Below are 16,839 nucleotides of genomic sequence, written 5' to 3'. Positions count from 1 at the left end.
GCGCGCATCCTCGCCGCGGGCCCGCTCAGCAGCCGGGCGGCCGGCAGCGGCCGCGTCACCGCGCGAGCCTCCCTGGCACGCACCCTCGACGCGGGCGGGGTGCTCTCCCCCACCCACCGTCAGAGTCCGGCGGAGGTGCGCAGCTCGTCGACGCGGTCGGTGCGCTCCCACGTGAAGTCGGAGAGCTCGCGGCCGAAGTGGCCGTAGGTCGCCGTCTGCGCGTAGATCGGACGCAGCAGGTCGAGCTGCTCGACGATCGCGGCAGGTCGCAGGTCGAACACGTCGCGGATGGCCCGCACGATGACGTCGTCGGCCACGTGCGCCGTTCCGAACGACTCGACGTACAGACCGACGGGGTTCGCCTTGCCGATCGCGTAGGCGACCTGCACCTCGAGACGGTCGGCCAGGCCCGCTGCCACCGCGTTCTTGGCGACCCACCGCATGGCGTAGGCCGCGGAGCGGTCGACCTTCGACGGGTCCTTTCCGCTGAAGGCGCCACCGCCGTGACGCGAGGCCCCGCCGTAGGTGTCGATGATGATCTTGCGGCCGGTGAGCCCGGCGTCGCCCTTGGGCCCTCCGATGACGAACGGTCCCGCGGGGTTGATGTAGTACTTCACGTCGGGCAGCTCGAGACCCGTCTCGGCCAGCACCGGTTCGATGACCGCCGCCTGCACCTCGGCGCGCAGGTCTTCCTGCGAGATGTCGGGGTGGTGCTGCGTGGAGAGTACGACCGAGTCGACGGTACGCGGGGTGAAGCCGTCGTAGCCGAGGGTCACCTGCGTCTTGCCGTCGGGGCGGAGGAAGGGCAGCGCGCCGCTCTTGCGGACGGATGCCAGGCGCTCGGCGATGCGGTGGGCAGTCCACGCGGCCATCGGCATGAGCTGGGGCGTCTCGTTCGTGGCGAAGCCGAACATGATGCCCTGGTCACCCGCGCCCTGGAGATCACGGGGGTCGACGGAGCCGCGCTCGCGCTGCTCGAACGCCTTGTTGACGCCCGCGGCGATATCGGACGACTGCGCGCCGATCGACACGCTGACCCCGCACGACTCCCCGTCGAAGCCGGTGTCGCTCGAGGTGTAGCCGATGCGATTGACCACGTCGCGCACGATCGCGGGGATCTCGACGTAGGCGCTCGTCGACACCTCGCCGGCGACGTGCACGAGCCCCGTCGTGACGAGGGTCTCGACGGCCACGCGACCGGTGGGGTCGTCGGTGAGGATGGCGTCGAGGATGCTGTCGGAGATCTGGTCGCAGATCTTGTCGGGGTGTCCTTCGGTGACGGACTCGGACGTGAACAGGCGCAGGTCGGTCAAGACGACTCCGGGGTGGTTGCGAGCGGGGAACGGGCACAAGTATGCCCCGGGCGGCGCCAGGCCGCCCGGGGCATCGTCACATCTGTGAACAGATCACTCGGCGGCGCGAAGGCGCAGCTTGTCCTCGTGGATCTCGTGCAGAGCGATCGTCAGCGGCTTGTCTTCGACGGTGGAGTCGACGAGCGGGCCGACGTTGTCGAAGAGGTTGCCCTCGTGCAGGTCGGAGTAGTAGTCGTTGATCTGACGCGCGCGCTTGGACGCGTAGATGACGAGCTGGTACTTCGAGTCGACCTTGTCGAGCAGAGCGTCGATGGGCGGGTCGATGATGCCCTTGTCACGTCCGGCCATGGGGAACCTCCTGGTTCGGCGGATGGGGTGGATGCGGCGCTGGAGCGCCGAAGCATCCTCCTATTCTAGCCGACGCCCGCGCGGCTCGTGCCGAGGGCGGTCGGGTGGGTCGGGCTCGCGGGTTCGGGACGGGTCACGCCGTCCGGGGCGGATCTTCCACGCCCGGATGACGGGAATCCGCCGCGAACCCGGTTCAGGCCCCGGTCAGTGCTGAGCGGCGGCGAGGGCGACGACCTGGGCGGCGGCGTGCGCCACCTCGTCGTTCACCACCCGGTAGTCGAACTCGTTCTGCGCGGCGAGCTCGACGCGGGCCGTGCGCAGGCGCCGGGCGCGCTCCTCGGCATCCTCCGTCCCCCTCCCGACCAGGCGCTGCACGAGCTCGTCCCAGCTGGGCGGCAGGAGGAACACCAGGGTCGCCGACGGGTCGGCCGCGCGCACCTGACGCGCGCCCTGCAGATCGATCTCGAGCAGGGCGGTGCCCCCCTCGGCGAGGACCCGCTCGATGGGAGCGCGCGGGGTCCCGTAGCGGTTCTTGTTGTGCACGACGGCCCACTCCAGCAGCTCCCCCGACGCGACCAGGCGGTCGAATTCCGCGTCGTCGACGAAGTAGTAGTGCTCGCCCTCGACCTCACCCGGGCGCGCGGTGCGCGTGGTCGCCGACACCGACAGGTGGATCTCCGGGTAGTTCTCCTTGATGTGCGCGGCGACCGTGCCCTTGCCGACGGCCGTGGGCCCGGCGAGCACGATGAGGCGGCTGCGTCCGTCGCGCGGCCCCGGCTCGGGCCACCGCGTGTCGAGGAAGTCGCGGAGCGCGTCGCGCTGGCGGGTGCCGAGACCGCCGAGCCGCTTCACGGGCGAGATCCCGAGGGAGGCCAGGATGCGGTCGCGCTTGCTCTCGCCGATCGCCGGGATCGCGGTGAGGAACTCGGTGACGCGCATCGCCCCGGCCGGCGACAGCGGGTCGGCCAGGCCCCGGCGCAGCAGTTCCTGCGGCGAGATCACGCGGGTGGAGACGTCGCGCTTCAGCGCGGCGCGTTCGCGCCGCGCTTCGACGGCTCGGCGCGAGGCGGCGGCGCGGTCGACCTCGGGCGGACGACGGGTTTCAGCCATGCAGGGACTCCCGGTAGAGCGCGGCGCGCTCGTCGATGCGGGCGGCGAGGCGTTCGGGCCCGACCGCGAGGATGCTTCGGCTCTCGTTGGCGACGACGGCCGAGGCCACGTATCCGAAGAGTCGGCCGAGGTCGGCGGGCGCGGCTCCCTGAGTGCCGAAGCCGGGCGCGAGGATCGGCATGCCCGCGAGGGCCACGTCGCCGAGACCGAAGGCCGCACGGTCGACGGTGGCCCCCACCACGACTCCGACGGGACCGAGGGCGCCGGGGGCGCCGACATTGGCCTCGTTGACGTCGCGGGCGACCCGCGCCGCCACGTGCTCGTGGTCGCCGATGGCGAGGGCGTCGTCGACGATCGCGCTCTGCAGCGCGCGGGCCTCGGGGTTGCTCGTCGCGGTGAGGACGAACGCGCCCTTGCCGTGGCGTACCGCGAGGGACAGCGTGTCGCGCAGCGAGTCGGCACCCATGTAGGGCGTCAGCGTCACGGCATCCGCTTCGAGGGGAGAACCGGGCTCGAGCCACGCGTGGGCGTAGCCCTCCATCGTCGTGCCGATGTCACCGCGCTTGGCGTCGGCGATCACGATGAGCCCCGCGTCGCGGGCGGCGGCCATCACGTCCTCGAGGGCGGCGAAGCCGCGGGAGCCGTAGCGCTCGTAGAACGCCACCTGCGGCTTGACCACGCCGACCCTCCCCCGCGCGGCCTCGACCGTGCGCAGGCCGAACTCCCGCGCGCCCTCGGCCGTGGCATCCAGCCCCCACGCCGACAGGAGGGCGGCGTGGGGGTCGATGCCGACGCACAGCGCGCCGTGCAGGTCGAGGGCGGCGTGGAGGCGCTGACCGAACGTGTCGCTCACAGGCGTCCCGCGCGGTCGGTGGCGTGCTCCTGGAGGCTGCGCACCGCGAAGCCGTCCTTCATGGCGCCGAGAGCGCTCACCGCGGCGCCGAGGACGGCCATCGTGGTGAACAGCGCCTTGTCGGCGGCCACGGCGGCGGCACGGATCTCGTAGCCGTCGGCGCGCGCGGTGCCGCCGGAGGGCGTGTTGACGATCATGTCGATCTCGCCGGCGTTGATCAGGTCGACCACGTTCTGCTGGCCGGAGCCCTGCGTCTCGGAGTACTTCTCGACGACCTTCACCCGGATGCCGTTGCGCGCGAGGATCTCGGCCGTGCCCTCGGTCGCCATGAGCTGGAAGCCGAGCTCCTGGAGGCGGTGGGCGGGCAGGATGACGGCGCGCTTGTCGGCGTCGGCGACCGAGATGAACACGGTGCCCGAGGTCGGCATGCCGCCGTACGCGGCCTCCTGCGACTTCGCGAACGCGGTCGGGAAGTCGCGGTCGATGCCCATGACCTCGCCCGTCGAACGCATCTCGGGTCCGAGGACCGAGTCGACGGTGTGCCCGTCGGCGGTGCGGAACCGCTTGAACGGCAGCACGGCCTCCTTGACGGCGACCGGTGCGTCCAGCGGGACGCGCGAGCCGTCCTGTTCGGGCAGCAGTCCCTCGGCGATGAGCTCGGCGATGGTGTTGCCGGCCATGATGCGGCTGGCGGCCTTCGCGAGCGGGATGCCGAGCGCCTTCGACACGAACGGCACGGTGCGGCTGGCGCGCGGGTTCGCCTCGATGACGTAGAGGACTCCCGCCGAGATCGCGAACTGCACGTTGAGCAGGCCGCGGACGCCGACGCCCTTCGCGATCGCGAGCGTCGCCTCGCGGACGCGGTCGACCTCGGTGCGGCCGAGCGAGACGGGCGGCAGCGTGCAGGAGGAATCGCCGGAGTGGATGCCGGCCTCCTCGAGGTGCTCCATGACGCCGCCGATGTACAGGTCGGTGCCGTCGTACAGCGCGTCGACGTCGAGCTCGATCGCGTCGTCGAGGAAGCGGTCGACCAGGAGCGGCAGGCCGGGTCCGATGATTGCCTGATCGGCCACGCGCACGAAGTAGTCGCGCAGCGCCTCCGTCGAGTAGACGATCTCCATGCCGCGTCCGCCGAGCACGAAGCTCGGGCGCACGAGCACGGGGTAGCCGATCTCCTCGGCCACCTGCACGGCGCCCTCGACGTCGATCGCGGTGCCGTTGCGGGGTGCGACGAGGCCGGCGTCGTCGAGCAGGCGCGAGAACAGCTCGCGCTCCTCGGCGAGGTCGATCGCCTCGGGGCTGGTCCCGAGGATCGTGTACCCCGCGGCCTCGATGCCCTTCGCCAGGCCCAGAGGCGTCTGTCCGCCGAGCTGGCAGACGACGCCGAGGATCGTGCCCGACTGGCTCTCGGCGTGCAGCACCTCGAGCACGTCCTCGAGCGTCAGCGGCTCGAAGTACAGGCGGTCGGACGTGTCGTAGTCGGTCGACACGGTCTCGGGGTTGCAGTTGACCATGACGGTCTCGTACCCGGCGTCCGACAGCGCGAACGAGGCATGCACGCACGAGTAGTCGAACTCGACGCCCTGGCCGATGCGGTTCGGCCCGGAGCCGATGATGACGACCTTCGTGCGGTCGGAGGGGGTGACCTCCGTCTCTGCGTCGTACGAGGAGTAGTGGTACGGCGTGAGCGCCGGGAACTCCCCCGCGCACGTGTCGACCGTCTTGTAGACCGGGCGCACGTCGAGCGCGTAGCGGCTCTCGCGCACCGCCGCCTCGTCGAGACCGCGGATCTCGGCGATCTGGGCGTCGCTGAAGCCGTGCTCCTTCGCGACGCGGAGGGTGTCGGCATCCAGCTCGTCGGCCTGCGCGATGAACTCCGCGACCTCGTTGATCAGCACCATCTGGTCGATGAACCACGGGTCGATCGCCGTCGCGTCGAACGCCTGCTCGGCCGTCGCGCCCTTGCGCAGCGCCTGCTGCAGCACGACGATGCGGCCGTCGGTCGGGGTCTTCGCGATCTCGAGCAGCTCCGAGGCCGTCCGCGACTCCTCGCCCCAGTGGAAGCTGGAGCCGCGCTTCTCGAGCGAGCGCAGCGCCTTCTGCAGGGCCGTGGTGTAGTTACGACCGATCGCCATCGCCTCGCCGACCGACTTCATGGTGGTCGTCAGCGTGGTGTCGGCGGCGGGGAACTTCTCGAAGTTGAACCGCGGCACCTTGACCACGACGTAGTCGAGCGTGGGCTCGAAGCTCGCCGGGGTGACCTTCGTGATGTCGTTGGGGATCTCATCGAGGCGGTAGCCGATCGCGAGCTTCGCGGCGATCTTGGCGATCGGGAAGCCCGTCGCCTTCGACGCGAGCGCGCTCGACCGCGACACACGCGGGTTCATCTCGATGACGATGATGCGGCCGGTCTGGGGGTCGACGGCGAACTGGATGTTGCAGCCACCGGTGTCGACGCCCACCGCGCGGATGATGTCGATGCCGATGTCGCGCAGCTTCTGATACTCGCGGTCGGTCAGCGTCAGCGCGGGAGCCACCGTGATCGAGTCGCCCGTGTGCACGCCGACCGGGTCGACGTTCTCGATCGAGCAGACGACCACCGTGTTGTCGGCGGTGTCGCGCATGAGCTCGAGCTCGTACTCCTTCCACCCGAGGATCGACTCCTCGAGCAGCACCTCGTTGGTGGGCGAGTCGTGCAGGCCCGCACCGCCGATACGGCGGAGGTCGGCCTCGTCGTACGCGAAGCCGGAGCCGAGGCCGCCCATGGTGAAGGACGGACGCACGACCAGCGGGTAGCCGAGCTTCTCGGCTCCGGCCAGCAGCTCGTCCATCGAGTGGCAGATGACGGATGCCGCGACGTCGGCGCCCGCCTCGAGCACGAGCTCCTTGAAGATCTGGCGGTCCTCACCGCGGTTGATCGCGTCGAAGTCGGCGCCGATGAGCTCGACGTCGTACTTCTCGAGGATGCCGCGCTTGTGCAGCTGGATCGCCGCGTTCAGGGCCGTCTGTCCGCCGAGGGTGGGGAGCACGGCATCCGGCTTCTCCTTGGCGATGATCGACTCGATCACCTCGGGGGTGATGGGCTCGATGTACGTCGCGTCGGCGAAGTCGGGGTCGGTCATGATCGTCGCCGGGTTGGAGTTGACGAGGATGACGCGCACGCCTTCTTCGCGCAGCACGCGGCACGCCTGGGTGCCGGAGTAGTCGAACTCGCAGGCCTGACCGATGACGATCGGGCCGGAGCCGATGACGAGGACGGAGGTGATGTCGTCGCGCTTAGGCATTGGTCTTGGTCTCCTGAGTCGCGATCACCATGTCGCGGAAGCGGTCGAACAGGTAGTTGGCGTCGTGCGGACCCGAGGCGGCCTCGGGGTGGTACTGCACGCTGAACGCGGGGATGTCGAGGGCGCGCAGACCCTCGACGACGTTGTCGTTGAGGCCGATGTGGCTCACTTCGACCCGGCCGAAGCCGTTCGGGCTGTCGATGACGGCGTCGAGCGGCGCGTCGACGGCGAAGCCGTGGTTCTGCGACGTGATCTCGACGCGGCCGGTGGTCTTGTCGAGCACGGGCTGATTGATGCCGCGGTGTCCGAACGGCAGCTTGTAGGTGCCGAAACCGAGGGCGCGGCCCAGCAGCTGATTGCCGAAGCAGATGCCGAAGAAGGGCAGGCCGTCGCTGAGCACCTCGCGCAGGAGCTCCACGTGCTGGTCGGATGCCGCGGGGTCGCCGGGGCCGTTCGAGTAGAACGCCGCGACCGGCTCGATCGCGCGGATCTCGTCGATCGTGGCGGACTGGGGGAACACGTGCACGTCGAAGCCGCGCGCGGCGAGGTTGTCGATGGTCGACTTCTTCACGCCCAGATCGAGCACCGCCAGGTTGCCGATGCGCTCCGCCGTCGCGGGGGTCACCTCGACCTCGGTGACCGAGACCTCGGCCGAGAGGTTGCGGCCCGCCATGCCCGGAGCCTCGCGCACGCGACGCAGCTGCTCCTCGGCATCCAGGCTCGCGGCCTCGCCGGAGAAGACGCCGCCGCGCATGCTGCCCGAGGAGCGGATGCGGCGGGTGACGGCGCGGGTGTCGATGCCCGAGATGCCCACGATGCCGTCTTCGACGAGCGCGTCTTCGAGCGAGCGGTTCGCGCGCCAGTTCGACACCATGCGCGAGGGGTCGCGCACGACGTAGCCGGCGACCCAGATGCGCCGCGACTCGGGGTCTTCGTCGTTCACGCCGGTGTTGCCGATGTGGGGGGCGGTCTGCAGCACGATCTGGCCCGCGTACGAGGGGTCGGTGATCGTCTCCTGGTACCCGGTCATGCCGGTGGCGAAGACGACCTCGCCGAGGGTCTCGCCGCGTGCGCCGTAAGCGCGGCCGGTGTAGCGGGTGCCGTCTTCGAGCACGAGGACGGCCGGTTCCCGCGCGGAGAGCGCGGAAGGGATCAGGGAGGTCATGCGTCGCTTCCTGTCGAGGTGAGGGGGCGGATGGCGTCGGCCAGTGCTTTGGCCGAGGCGTCCTGAGGACGGAGGTAGGTGTCGACGATCGTGTCGTCGTCGATGCGCCAGGTGACGCGTGTGAGGCCGCCTGCCTCGACCACGCGGTCGATGGCGACGGTGGCCTGGGCGGCGTCCACCAGGCGGTCACGGGTGAGCGCGATGCGGGGCTGGCCCGGGAGGTCGAGGGCGACGCCGGCCGAGGTGACCGTGACGTCGACGCGGGAGCGGAAGCCGAGGCCCTTGACAGCGAGACGCTCGAGCGGCTCGTCATGACGGGTCGTGGCGACGTAGAGCCCCGGGAACACCGCCGTCTCGACGGCGTCCGCGGGCAGCTCCCCCACCGGGGCGGAGTAGCGCGCATCGCGCCGCGTTCGTCGCCACCACGCCCACGCGAGAACCGCGAGGAGCGCGACGGCGACGCCGATCATGACGAGCAGGGCACCCTCTTTGCTCACGCGAGCACTCCCGGGGTGTCGAGAACGGAACCGTCGACGACGGTGGGGATGCCGGAGCGCACGGTCCAGCGCACCTCTCCCGGGAGCTCTCGGCCGAGGTACGGGGAGTTCTTGCTCCGGCCACGCAGGTCGTCGAGCACGAACGTGCGCGAGGGGCGCGGGTCGTACAGGGTGAACGAGGCCGGCCGGCCCTCCGCGACGGAGGTGCCGTGCCCCTCGAGGCGGCCGATCCGCGCAGGGGTCTTCGACATCACCCGCGCCACGTCGGCCCAGCTGAGCAATCCGGTGTCGACCATCGCCTGCTGCACCACGCGCAGGGCGCTCTCGAGGCCCACCATGCCGTTCGCCGCGGCGGCCCACTCGCAGGCCTTCGCCTCGGTCGGGTGCGGAGCGTGATCGGTCGCCACGATGTCGATCGTGCCGTCGGCGAGGCCCTCGCGCACGGCCATGACGTCTTCCTCGCGGCGCAGCGGCGGGTTGACCTTGAACCGCGCGTCGTAGTCGCGCACGAGCTCATCGGTCAGCAGGAGGTGGTGCGGGGTGACCTCGGCGGTCACGTTCACGCCGCGCTTCTTGGCCCAGCGGATGATGTCGACCGAGCCCGCCGTGCTCAGGTGGCACACGTGCAGGCGGGAGCCCACGTGCTCGGCCAGCAGCACGTCGCGCGCGATGATCGACTCCTCGGCGACCGCGGGCCAGCCGGTCAGGCCCAGCTCGGCCGAGACGGCGCCCTCGTTCATCTGCGCGCCTTCGGTGAGGCGCGGGTCCTGCGCGTGCTGCGCGACGACGCCGTCGAAGGCCTTCACGTACTCGAGGGCTCGGCGCATGATCAGCGGGTCGAAGACGCAGAACCCGTCGTCGCTGAAGACGCGGACACGCGCGCGGGAGTCGGCCATCGCGCCGAGCTCGGCGAGGCGCTCGCCCTTCTGCCCCACCGTCACGGCGCCGATCGGCTGCACGTGGACGTAGCCGGCGGCCTCGCCGAGGGCGAGCTCCTGCTCGACCACGCCGGCGGTGTCGGCGACCGGCGAGGTGTTCGGCATCGCGAAGACGGTGGTGAACCCGCCCGCCGCCGCGGCGCGCGAGCCCGTGAGGATCGTCTCGGACGCCTCGTAGCCGGGCTCGCGCAGGTGCACGTGCAGGTCGACGAGACCCGGGAGGGCGATGAGCCCGTCGGCGTCGACGACCGTGGCGCCCGCGTGCGAGAGGCCGGAGCCGGTCTCGGCGATGACGCCGTCCTTCACGAGGAGGTCGGTGGCATCCTGACCCTCGACGCGTGCGCCGCGCACCAGAAGGGTCTGGGGGGTGGCGTGGCTCATCGGAGGTCCTCTCTCTCGCTGTCGGGCCGCTCGCCCGCCAGCAGCAGGTACAGCACGGCCATCCGCACGGAGACACCGTTCGTGACCTGCTCGAGCACCGTCGAGCGCGGGGAATCGGCGGCTTCGGCGGAGATCTCCAGGCCCCGGTTCATCGGACCGGGGTGTAGAACGATGCTACCGCCCGGGAGGGCCTGCAGACGCCGCGCGTCGAGACCGTACCGGCGGGAATACTCCCGTTCAGTCGGGAAATACGCAGCCGACATGCGCTCGAGCTGGATGCGGAGCATCATGAGCGCGTCGGGTCCGGCCGCGATCGCGTGATCGAGGTCGTAGTCCACCTCGACGGGCCAGCCGCTGACGTCCTGGGGCACGAGCGTCGGCGGGGCGACCAGCGTGACGTGCGCGCCGAGGGTGTGCAGCAGCCATACGTTCGAGCGGGCGACGCGCGAGTGCAGCACGTCGCCGACGATCGTGACCCGGATGCCGTCGAGGTCGCGGCCGCGGCTGTCGTCGCCGTGCAGGCGCTTGCGGATGGTGAACGCGTCCAGCAGTGCCTGAGTGGGATGCTCGTGCGTGCCGTCGCCCGCGTTGACCACGCCCGCGCTGATCCAGCCGCTGGTGGCGAGCGTGCGGGGTGCGCCGGAGGCTCCGTGGCGGATGACGACGGCATCCGCCCCCATCGCCTGCAGCGTCTGCGCGGTGTCCTGCAGCGATTCGCCCTTGCTGACGCTGGAGCCCTTCGCCGAGAAGTTGATGACGTCGGCGGAAAGACGCTTGGCCGCGGCCTCGAACGAGATGCGGGTGCGCGTGGAGTCCTCGAAGAAGAGGTTGACGACCGTCTTGCCGCGCAGCGTCGGGAGCTTCTTGATCTCGCGGCGCTGGGTGTCGGCCATGTCCTCGGCGACGTCGAGGATCTCGAGCGCGTCGGCGCGGGAGAGGTGCTGGGTGTCGAGGAGGTGCCTCATGACTCGATCGTCACCTCCTCGACGCCGTCGATCTCGGCGAGACGCACGTTGACCCGCTCGTCGCGGGCGCTGGGGAGGTTCTTGCCCACGAAGTCGGGGCGGATCGGCAGCTCGCGGTGGCCGCGGTCGATCAGCGTCGCCAGGCGCACCGCGGCGGGGCGTCCGATGTCCTGCAGGGCGTCGAGGGCGGCGCGGATGCTCCGCCCCGAGAACAGCACGTCGTCGATGAGCACGACGGTCTTGCCGTCGATGCCGCCGGCGGGGATCTCGGTCCTGCGCGGGGCCCGCGTGGGGTTGCGGTGCAGATCGTCGCGATACATCGTCACGTCGAGGGATCCGACCGGGACGGCCGCTCCCCCGAACTCGCTGACGAGGGGGCCGATCCGGTTCGCGAGCGTGACGCCGCGGGTCGGGATGCCGAGGAGGACGAGTCCTTCCGGTCCTTTGTTGGACTCCAGGATCTCGTGCGAGATGCGCGTCAAAGCGCGGGCGATATCGGCATCGTGCATGACGGTGCGCGTATTCATCCGCCGCTCCCTTCTCCGCCTCACGGGACGGGGTTAAAGGTTGCTGTGGTTCGTTGACCAGCTTAGCGGGTGCGGCGGGGTGAAATCTGAGCGGCGGCGGCTGATCTCGGCCTCTGGCGCTCGTGGTGAGTGCGGAGATTCGTACATTTGTTCTATGGATGTGAGCGCACCGATCGACCGCCTTCGGGTGGCGAGCGAGCGTGTCGTCGAGCTGGTTGCGGGGAACGAGATCGAACTCCTCGGCGATCGCGAGGTCGTGGAAGTGATGGCCGAGGTCACCGCGGCGCGGAACGCCCTCGACGTGCTGGCGGCGTGCGCTGCGCGGGTCATCGACGCGAGGTCGACGCGCGATCGGGGAGGCGCGGGCCTCGCGCAGAGGGCGGGGCATCGCAATGCGACCGAACTGCTGCAGTCGCTGACGGGCCTGCCCCGGGGGGATGTGACCCGGTCGGTGAAGACCGGGGGTGATCTGTTCGGTGAGGCACCTCTCGAGCGTGGGAGCGGGGCTGGCGGTCCGGCGTCGAGCGCAGGCCCGGCAGCGTGCCCGGCCACGGCGCCGGGGGCGAGCGCGGGGCCGGCGGCGAGCGCGGGGTCGGCAGCGAGCGGAGCGGGGGCGGAATGGCTCGAGCGCGCAGCCGGCGCGCTGCGTGACGGATCGCTGAGCCACGCGCAGTTCCGGGCCATCCGCGTGGGGCTGGGTGAGCCACCTGTCGAGAGGTATCCCGAGCTCGACCCGGACCTCCTCCCCCGCGCCTGGGCGACGGCCGTCGAGCGGTTGATCGACGAGGCGCCGCATCGGCCGGTCGAAGAGTTGCGGGCGTCCGCCCGGATCGCGCGCGACCGGCTCGACCCCGTCGGTGTGAGGGTGCGGTTCGAGGAGCGATTCGCCGCCCGGTCGTACCGTTCGTGGGTCGATGAGCACGGGCAACGGCACGGACGGTTCGTGTTCGACGACGACGCGGCGGCATGGGTCGACGCGATCAATCAGGCCGCTCTGCGTCCGCGGCGTGGACCGCGGTTCGTGGATCCGGATGCCGTGGTCGCTGACGCCCCCGATGATCGGTCGGGCGAGCAGATCGCCTACGACACGTTGATCGCGGTCCTACGGACCGGAGCCGCAGCGGATCCGGCGCAGGCGTTCGGCGACCGGCAGCCTGGGGTGCGGATCGTGCTGGAGGCATCGGCGCTGGTTTCGAGCGCGGCGGATGGCGTCGAGCGACCGGGCGTCGGGACCGAAGTGCGGTCGGGTGTCAAGACTGTCGTGCGCGGCGTCGGACACTTCGAAGACGGTGGGGAGGCCCTCCCCGGCGGGGTCGTCGCGAGCTATCTCTGCGATGCGGGCGCGGTGCCTGTCTCGTTGAGCGAGGCGGGGCGGCCGCTCGACGTCGGGAGGCATCAGCGTCTGTTCACCCGCGCCCAGCGGATTGCGATCGCCGTGCGCGACGGCGGCTGCGTCGGCATCGGATGCCGAGCTCCCATCTCGCAGTGCGAGATGCACCACATCGATCACTGGGCGTCGGATCGTGGCAGAACCGACGTCGACGACGGCGTTCCGCTCTGTCGGAACCACCACCTCGGTCTGCACAATCGCGGCGAGAAGATCGTGCGTCAGCGGGATCCCGTGACCGGCAGGGATTCGTACTGGTTGCACGCGCCACCCGATCCGCGCACGGGCGAGGTGCGACCGCCGACGCTGTTGCGGTCGAGATCTCCGCGCCGCTTCGGCGCGGCGTGAGCGAGCGCGGGCGGATGCAGATCGCCTGAAGGGAATCGTGCCGTGCAGGGTGCACCCTGAGCGTCGAGGTATCCGCCGGCTGCTCACCGCTGTGCGTTCGAACGCGCGGGGTCGGGTCACGGAGCATTGCTCCCCGAGTCCCGCGGATCCACCGCCTGCTCACCGCTGTGCGGTCGAACGCCCGCGGTCGGGTCACTCCTCGTCCGCGACGACCTCCGCCTTGAATCCCGCGGAGTTCTCGAGCCACCCGGCATAGTGCGACGGGCCGCCGGCGAACGGGCAACGCTCCTGATACAGCGGGCGCCACCCGTGGGCGCTCGCCGCGGCCATCACGGCATCCACCTGCCCGCGAGAGCCGCCGAGGAAGGCGAGATGGTTCACCCCGGGAGCGCGCCGGTCGTGATCGAGCCCCGACAGGTTCGGTGAGGTCGTCAGCGTCAGGTACGGGCCATCACCCGCACTCCACGTCTCGCCGTCGGCCCAGTGCGCGGTTCGCTCGAAACCGACCGCGGAGAGCAGCCAGCCCCATTCGGACTGCGCCGTGGTCAGGTCGCTGACCCACACCTCGACGTGGTGAAAGCCGGGCACGGGTCAGCCCGCGGCGACCTCGGCGGCGGCGCGCTCTCCGCTCGGAGTCGTGCGCACGCGCGACGAGCGGATGGGATGCCCCGTCGTCGTCAGGCAGCGACCCGTCTCGAGGTCCCACTTCCAGTCGTGCAGCGAGCACGTCAGCACGCCGTCCTCGATCTTGCCGGTCTTCGTCAGGTCGGCGCGCAGGTGCGGGCAGCGACGCTGCACGGTCCAGTCGCCGATCTCGGCATCCTCGGTCTGGTCCGACTGCTCGGCGTACCAGTTCTCGACGTACTCGATGCGGTCGCGAGAGAGGCACTTGAGGAACGTCGTGAGGAACTCGTTGAACTTGCCCGAGCGACCGACCTCGAACTGCATCGACAGGAAGATCGAGTTCGACCAGTCGATCTCGTGGTCGCGGATGTTCGTCGAGACGAGGTCGGCGGGGATGGTGTACCAGTAGATGCACTCCTCCCCCGCGTACTCGCGCAGCTTCGCCTTGGGGAAGTCCACGACCATGTCGAGCTCACCGATGCGGAAGCGCACCATGCCGCCCACGCCGTTGCGGATCGTGCGGGCGCGACGCAGCAGCGGCTCCCACCACTCCTTGAGGGCGGCGAGCATCTCGGCGGGCGGGATGATGTCCGCGCGGGTCGCCTCTTCGGCCTGCACCTCGGCCTGGCGGCTGTCGCGCTGCTCGGCGAGGTAGTCCCACTTGTCGCCGAAGACGCGCTCGATCTCGGCATCCGTGTACAGCGTCTGCGTCACCGTGACGTCGGAGCCCTGCACCTCGACCTCGGTGCCGGGAAGGAACAGATAGCCCTTCTGGTCGGGGCGCTGCTCCTTCATGTGCGCGAGGAACTCGCGCTGGTCGGTGAAGATCGAGTCGTTCTCGAGGCCCGTGCCGTTATAACGGAACAGCTCTTCACGCAGGAACATGGGCGGGCCCGCCATCGGGAACACGTGCTCGGCGTCGACCTTGTCGATGTAGTACATCGCGCGCTTGTTCTGCGCGTCGCGCTTGAGCTGGGCGAAGTTCTGCTTGGCATCCTGGGGAAGGTCGTAGACCATCGGCCACCAGATCGCGCCCGAGACCTGGGTGAAGTACGCGTCGGGCTTGCCGAAGTCGAACAGCTTCTCGAGATCCAGCGGGTGGGAGTCGTTCTGATTGAGGACCGAGGCGGTGCCGTCGTCGAGCGAGAGCGACGAGTCGCCGATCGGACCGTCGGAGGGGGCGCGCAGCGGCGTCACCATGAGCTTCAGGTCGCCGAACTGCAAAGGCACGCCCGCTTCGGTGCGGACGAGGTTCGTGTAGCCGAGGCCGAGGAGGTCCTGCTCGAGGTCGTCGGTCGGGTACTCGGGCAGGAGCACCTTGATGTCCTTCGGCACGTAGCGCTCGAGCAGAGCCGGATCGAAGTGATCGCGGTGACGGTGCGAGATGTAGAGGAAGTCCGCCTTGCCGAAGCGCTCCCAGTCGAGGGCACGGTTGTCGGGGAACGGGAACCACGAGCCGAAGAAGCTCGGACCGAGGACGGGGTCGCAGATGATGCTGCCGCCGCGCGTCTCGATGAACATTCCCGCGTGGCCGAGGCCGGTGATTCTCATGTCGCTCCTGTGTCGTGGACGGAACTCGACGAGTCTACGCGGGGGTTGCTGCGAGGCCGCGGGGTGCCGCGGCGGTTCGAGAGACAAACGGATGCCACGGCCCTCCCTCGCGGATCGCTCGCGGGTCAGCGGGCTGTGAGCGCCGTCTGGAGGAAGCGGATGTTCTCGCCGAGGACGCCCGAGGCGAGAAGTCCCGATCCCAGTGGCCCGGAGGGATCCTCCCCGAGCCGGGGAAGCAGCGACAATGCGTTTCGCGTGTCGACGTCGAGACGGGCGACCTGCCACGCGAGTTCGGCGGCCCCGCCGCGACCGGGATCGGCGAGCTCGGCGGCCTTCGCCGCGAAGGCCGCGGCGCCGAGGGCATGGGCACCCATGTGCGCAACGCCCGCCGCCTGCCCCGCCGCCCACGCGGCGGCCTTTCCCACCGCGGTGGTCGCCGACTGGGAGGCGCGTCCGGCCACGAAACGCCGGCGGATCTCCCCCGCGGCGTCCAGCTCGCCTCGCGAGAAGGCTCGCGCTCGCCGGATGCCGTCGCGCGCCCGGTCATCGAGCGGGGCCTCCGCCTCGAACAGGGGGAGAACCCGCTCGGCGCAGTCGGCCGCCCACGCCGCCACCCTTCGTCGGTCGTTCTCGCTGAGCGATTGCGGGGAGAGCACGCGAGTACCCTCTCACACACCGCGGATCGGTGCCGCGCGATGGTACCCCGCGCCCGACGACCCCTTCGCACGCCCCGGAGTCACGGTCCCAACAACCCCCGGATGTCAGCCGCGTCCAACGACGCGGCGAACGCCTCGCCGTCATCGATGACCGTGTCGAAGAGGGCCGCCTTGAGGCGCTGGAGCGCGAGCACTCTCTCTTCGATCAGCATGCGCAGCAGCGTCAACGACCCAAACACGATGAATCGCTGACGATCGAGATCGTTGACCAGCCCGAGTTCGTCACCGGCGAGCTGGGGTGAGTCGCGACGGGTCCTAACGCCATCCCGCGTTCGTCAGTCGACGATGTCGTCGACCGGGGGCAGATCGGCCTACGCGTGAGCGACAAACGGATCGGCCGGATAGACCTCGTTCCGGCCCGCGATCAGTCGGCGCAAGGAGAATTCACCGATCGAGGCGACAGCGACGTGCACGTCTGCAGCGCGATCGACGCAGCAGGTGAGCGTCACGCCCTCAACGGCGGTGGCCACGGCTGGGAACGGTCGACCGTCAACGACCACGGTCGCGGCGTTCCACCGTGTGTCGTCCTCGGCGAGCCTCAGCACCTCGTCGACGGGGGTCGCCGGTGCGAAGACGCGAAAGGCCGAGAGCAGCAACGCTCCCGTGGCACGGGCTTCCGCTACCTCGTTCCACCGGGACGAGGCCACCAGCGCGGAGTCGCGCTCGGTCTTCGCCGCGAGTGTCACATCTGTGGCGGGCGCGGTCACGAGGCCGTTCCAGCCGCTCAGCCACCGCCGTGGCGGCGCTCCTCCGCCTCTGAACACCGCTTCGTACAGAGGAAAGGCGGGCGGATGGTAGCCGGGCTCAATCGCCTCGATGTGCGTCATGACGT

At 70.3% G+C, this 16,839-nt stretch carries 16 protein-coding genes; 1 reads left to right on the top strand and 15 read right to left on the bottom strand.

What is annotated here, in order from left to right:
* Positions 1-119: 119 nt before the first annotated feature.
* The 10 genes from metK to pyrR all read right to left on the bottom strand — a co-directional run bounded on the left by metK (position 120) and on the right by pyrR (position 11,381).
* Positions 120-1,313, bottom strand: a complete 1,194-nt coding sequence (gene metK, locus AB0230_RS12820) for a methionine adenosyltransferase (RefSeq protein WP_366376102.1) — start codon at positions 1,311-1,313, stop codon at positions 120-122.
* A gap of 93 nt (positions 1,314-1,406) precedes the next feature.
* A complete protein-coding gene (rpoZ, locus tag AB0230_RS12815) occupies positions 1,407-1,661 on the bottom strand; it encodes a DNA-directed RNA polymerase subunit omega (RefSeq protein ID WP_055837405.1) in 255 nt (84 codons plus the stop codon).
* Between the two features lie 204 nt (positions 1,662-1,865).
* Positions 1,866-2,771, bottom strand: coding sequence for a guanylate kinase (gene gmk / locus AB0230_RS12810; protein ID WP_315995767.1), 906 nt, complete (start codon positions 2,769-2,771; stop codon positions 1,866-1,868).
* Entirely contained in the window at positions 2,764-3,624 is an 861-nt protein-coding gene (pyrF, locus tag AB0230_RS12805; protein ID WP_366376099.1) for an orotidine-5'-phosphate decarboxylase, read from the bottom strand. The genes gmk and pyrF overlap by 8 nt, the downstream gene beginning before the upstream one ends.
* Entirely contained in the window at positions 3,621-6,908 is a 3,288-nt protein-coding gene (gene carB, locus AB0230_RS12800; protein ID WP_366376097.1) for a carbamoyl-phosphate synthase large subunit, read from the bottom strand. The genes pyrF and carB overlap by 4 nt, the downstream gene beginning before the upstream one ends.
* Positions 6,901-8,073: a glutamine-hydrolyzing carbamoyl-phosphate synthase small subunit gene (carA, locus tag AB0230_RS12795; protein WP_366376095.1), complete on the bottom strand. Its 1,173-nt coding sequence runs from the start codon at positions 8,071-8,073 to the stop codon at positions 6,901-6,903. The genes carB and carA overlap by 8 nt, the downstream gene beginning before the upstream one ends.
* The gene (locus tag AB0230_RS12790; protein WP_366376093.1) at positions 8,070-8,570 is read right to left on the bottom strand and encodes a hypothetical protein; all 501 of its coding nucleotides are present in this window, start codon (positions 8,568-8,570) and stop codon (positions 8,070-8,072) included. The genes carA and AB0230_RS12790 overlap by 4 nt, the downstream gene beginning before the upstream one ends.
* Positions 8,567-9,889, bottom strand: a complete 1,323-nt coding sequence (locus tag AB0230_RS12785; RefSeq protein WP_315995762.1) for a dihydroorotase — start codon at positions 9,887-9,889, stop codon at positions 8,567-8,569. Before AB0230_RS12785 ends, AB0230_RS12790 begins: the two co-directional genes overlap by 4 nt.
* Positions 9,886-10,854 (bottom strand): aspartate carbamoyltransferase catalytic subunit, encoded by a 969-nt coding sequence (locus tag AB0230_RS12780; protein WP_315995761.1) that lies wholly within the window; start codon positions 10,852-10,854, stop codon positions 9,886-9,888. Before AB0230_RS12780 ends, AB0230_RS12785 begins: the two co-directional genes overlap by 4 nt.
* Complete coding sequence (pyrR, locus tag AB0230_RS12775) at positions 10,851-11,381, bottom strand: bifunctional pyr operon transcriptional regulator/uracil phosphoribosyltransferase PyrR (protein ID WP_366376090.1); 531 nt, start codon at positions 11,379-11,381, stop codon at positions 10,851-10,853. The genes AB0230_RS12780 and pyrR overlap by 4 nt, the downstream gene beginning before the upstream one ends.
* Positions 11,382-11,535: 154 nt before the next feature.
* Between pyrR and AB0230_RS12770 the strand changes: the two genes are divergently transcribed.
* A complete protein-coding gene (locus AB0230_RS12770) occupies positions 11,536-13,116 on the top strand; it encodes an HNH endonuclease (RefSeq protein WP_366376088.1) in 1,581 nt (526 codons plus the stop codon).
* A 192-nt stretch (positions 13,117-13,308) separates the two neighbouring features.
* On the opposite strand, the gene AB0230_RS12765 is transcribed toward AB0230_RS12770, so the two are convergent.
* From AB0230_RS12765 to AB0230_RS12745, 5 genes are all read right to left on the bottom strand, one after another.
* Positions 13,309-13,704: a VOC family protein gene (locus tag AB0230_RS12765; RefSeq protein ID WP_366376086.1), complete on the bottom strand. Its 396-nt coding sequence runs from the start codon at positions 13,702-13,704 to the stop codon at positions 13,309-13,311.
* A gap of 3 nt (positions 13,705-13,707) precedes the next feature.
* Positions 13,708-15,291, bottom strand: coding sequence for an MBL fold metallo-hydrolase (locus AB0230_RS12760; RefSeq protein ID WP_366376084.1), 1,584 nt, complete (start codon positions 15,289-15,291; stop codon positions 13,708-13,710).
* Between the two features lie 125 nt (positions 15,292-15,416).
* Positions 15,417-15,947 (bottom strand): putative immunity protein, encoded by a 531-nt coding sequence (locus tag AB0230_RS12755; RefSeq protein ID WP_315995758.1) that lies wholly within the window; start codon positions 15,945-15,947, stop codon positions 15,417-15,419.
* 80 nt (positions 15,948-16,027) lie between these two features.
* The gene (locus AB0230_RS12750) at positions 16,028-16,159 is read right to left on the bottom strand and encodes a hypothetical protein (protein ID WP_363579020.1); all 132 of its coding nucleotides are present in this window, start codon (positions 16,157-16,159) and stop codon (positions 16,028-16,030) included.
* Between the two features lie 159 nt (positions 16,160-16,318).
* Entirely contained in the window at positions 16,319-16,834 is a 516-nt protein-coding gene (locus AB0230_RS12745; RefSeq protein ID WP_366376081.1) for a hypothetical protein, read from the bottom strand.
* Between the last annotated feature and the right edge of the window lie 5 nt (positions 16,835-16,839).

The sequence above is a fragment of the Microbacterium sp. NPDC089190 genome (genome assembly GCF_040701795.1).
In the GTDB taxonomy this organism is placed as follows: domain Bacteria; phylum Actinomycetota; class Actinomycetes; order Actinomycetales; family Microbacteriaceae; genus Microbacterium; species Microbacterium galbum.
The sequence above is the reverse complement of the archived record's forward strand: the minus strand, read 5'-3'. Positions and strand labels throughout refer to the sequence as shown.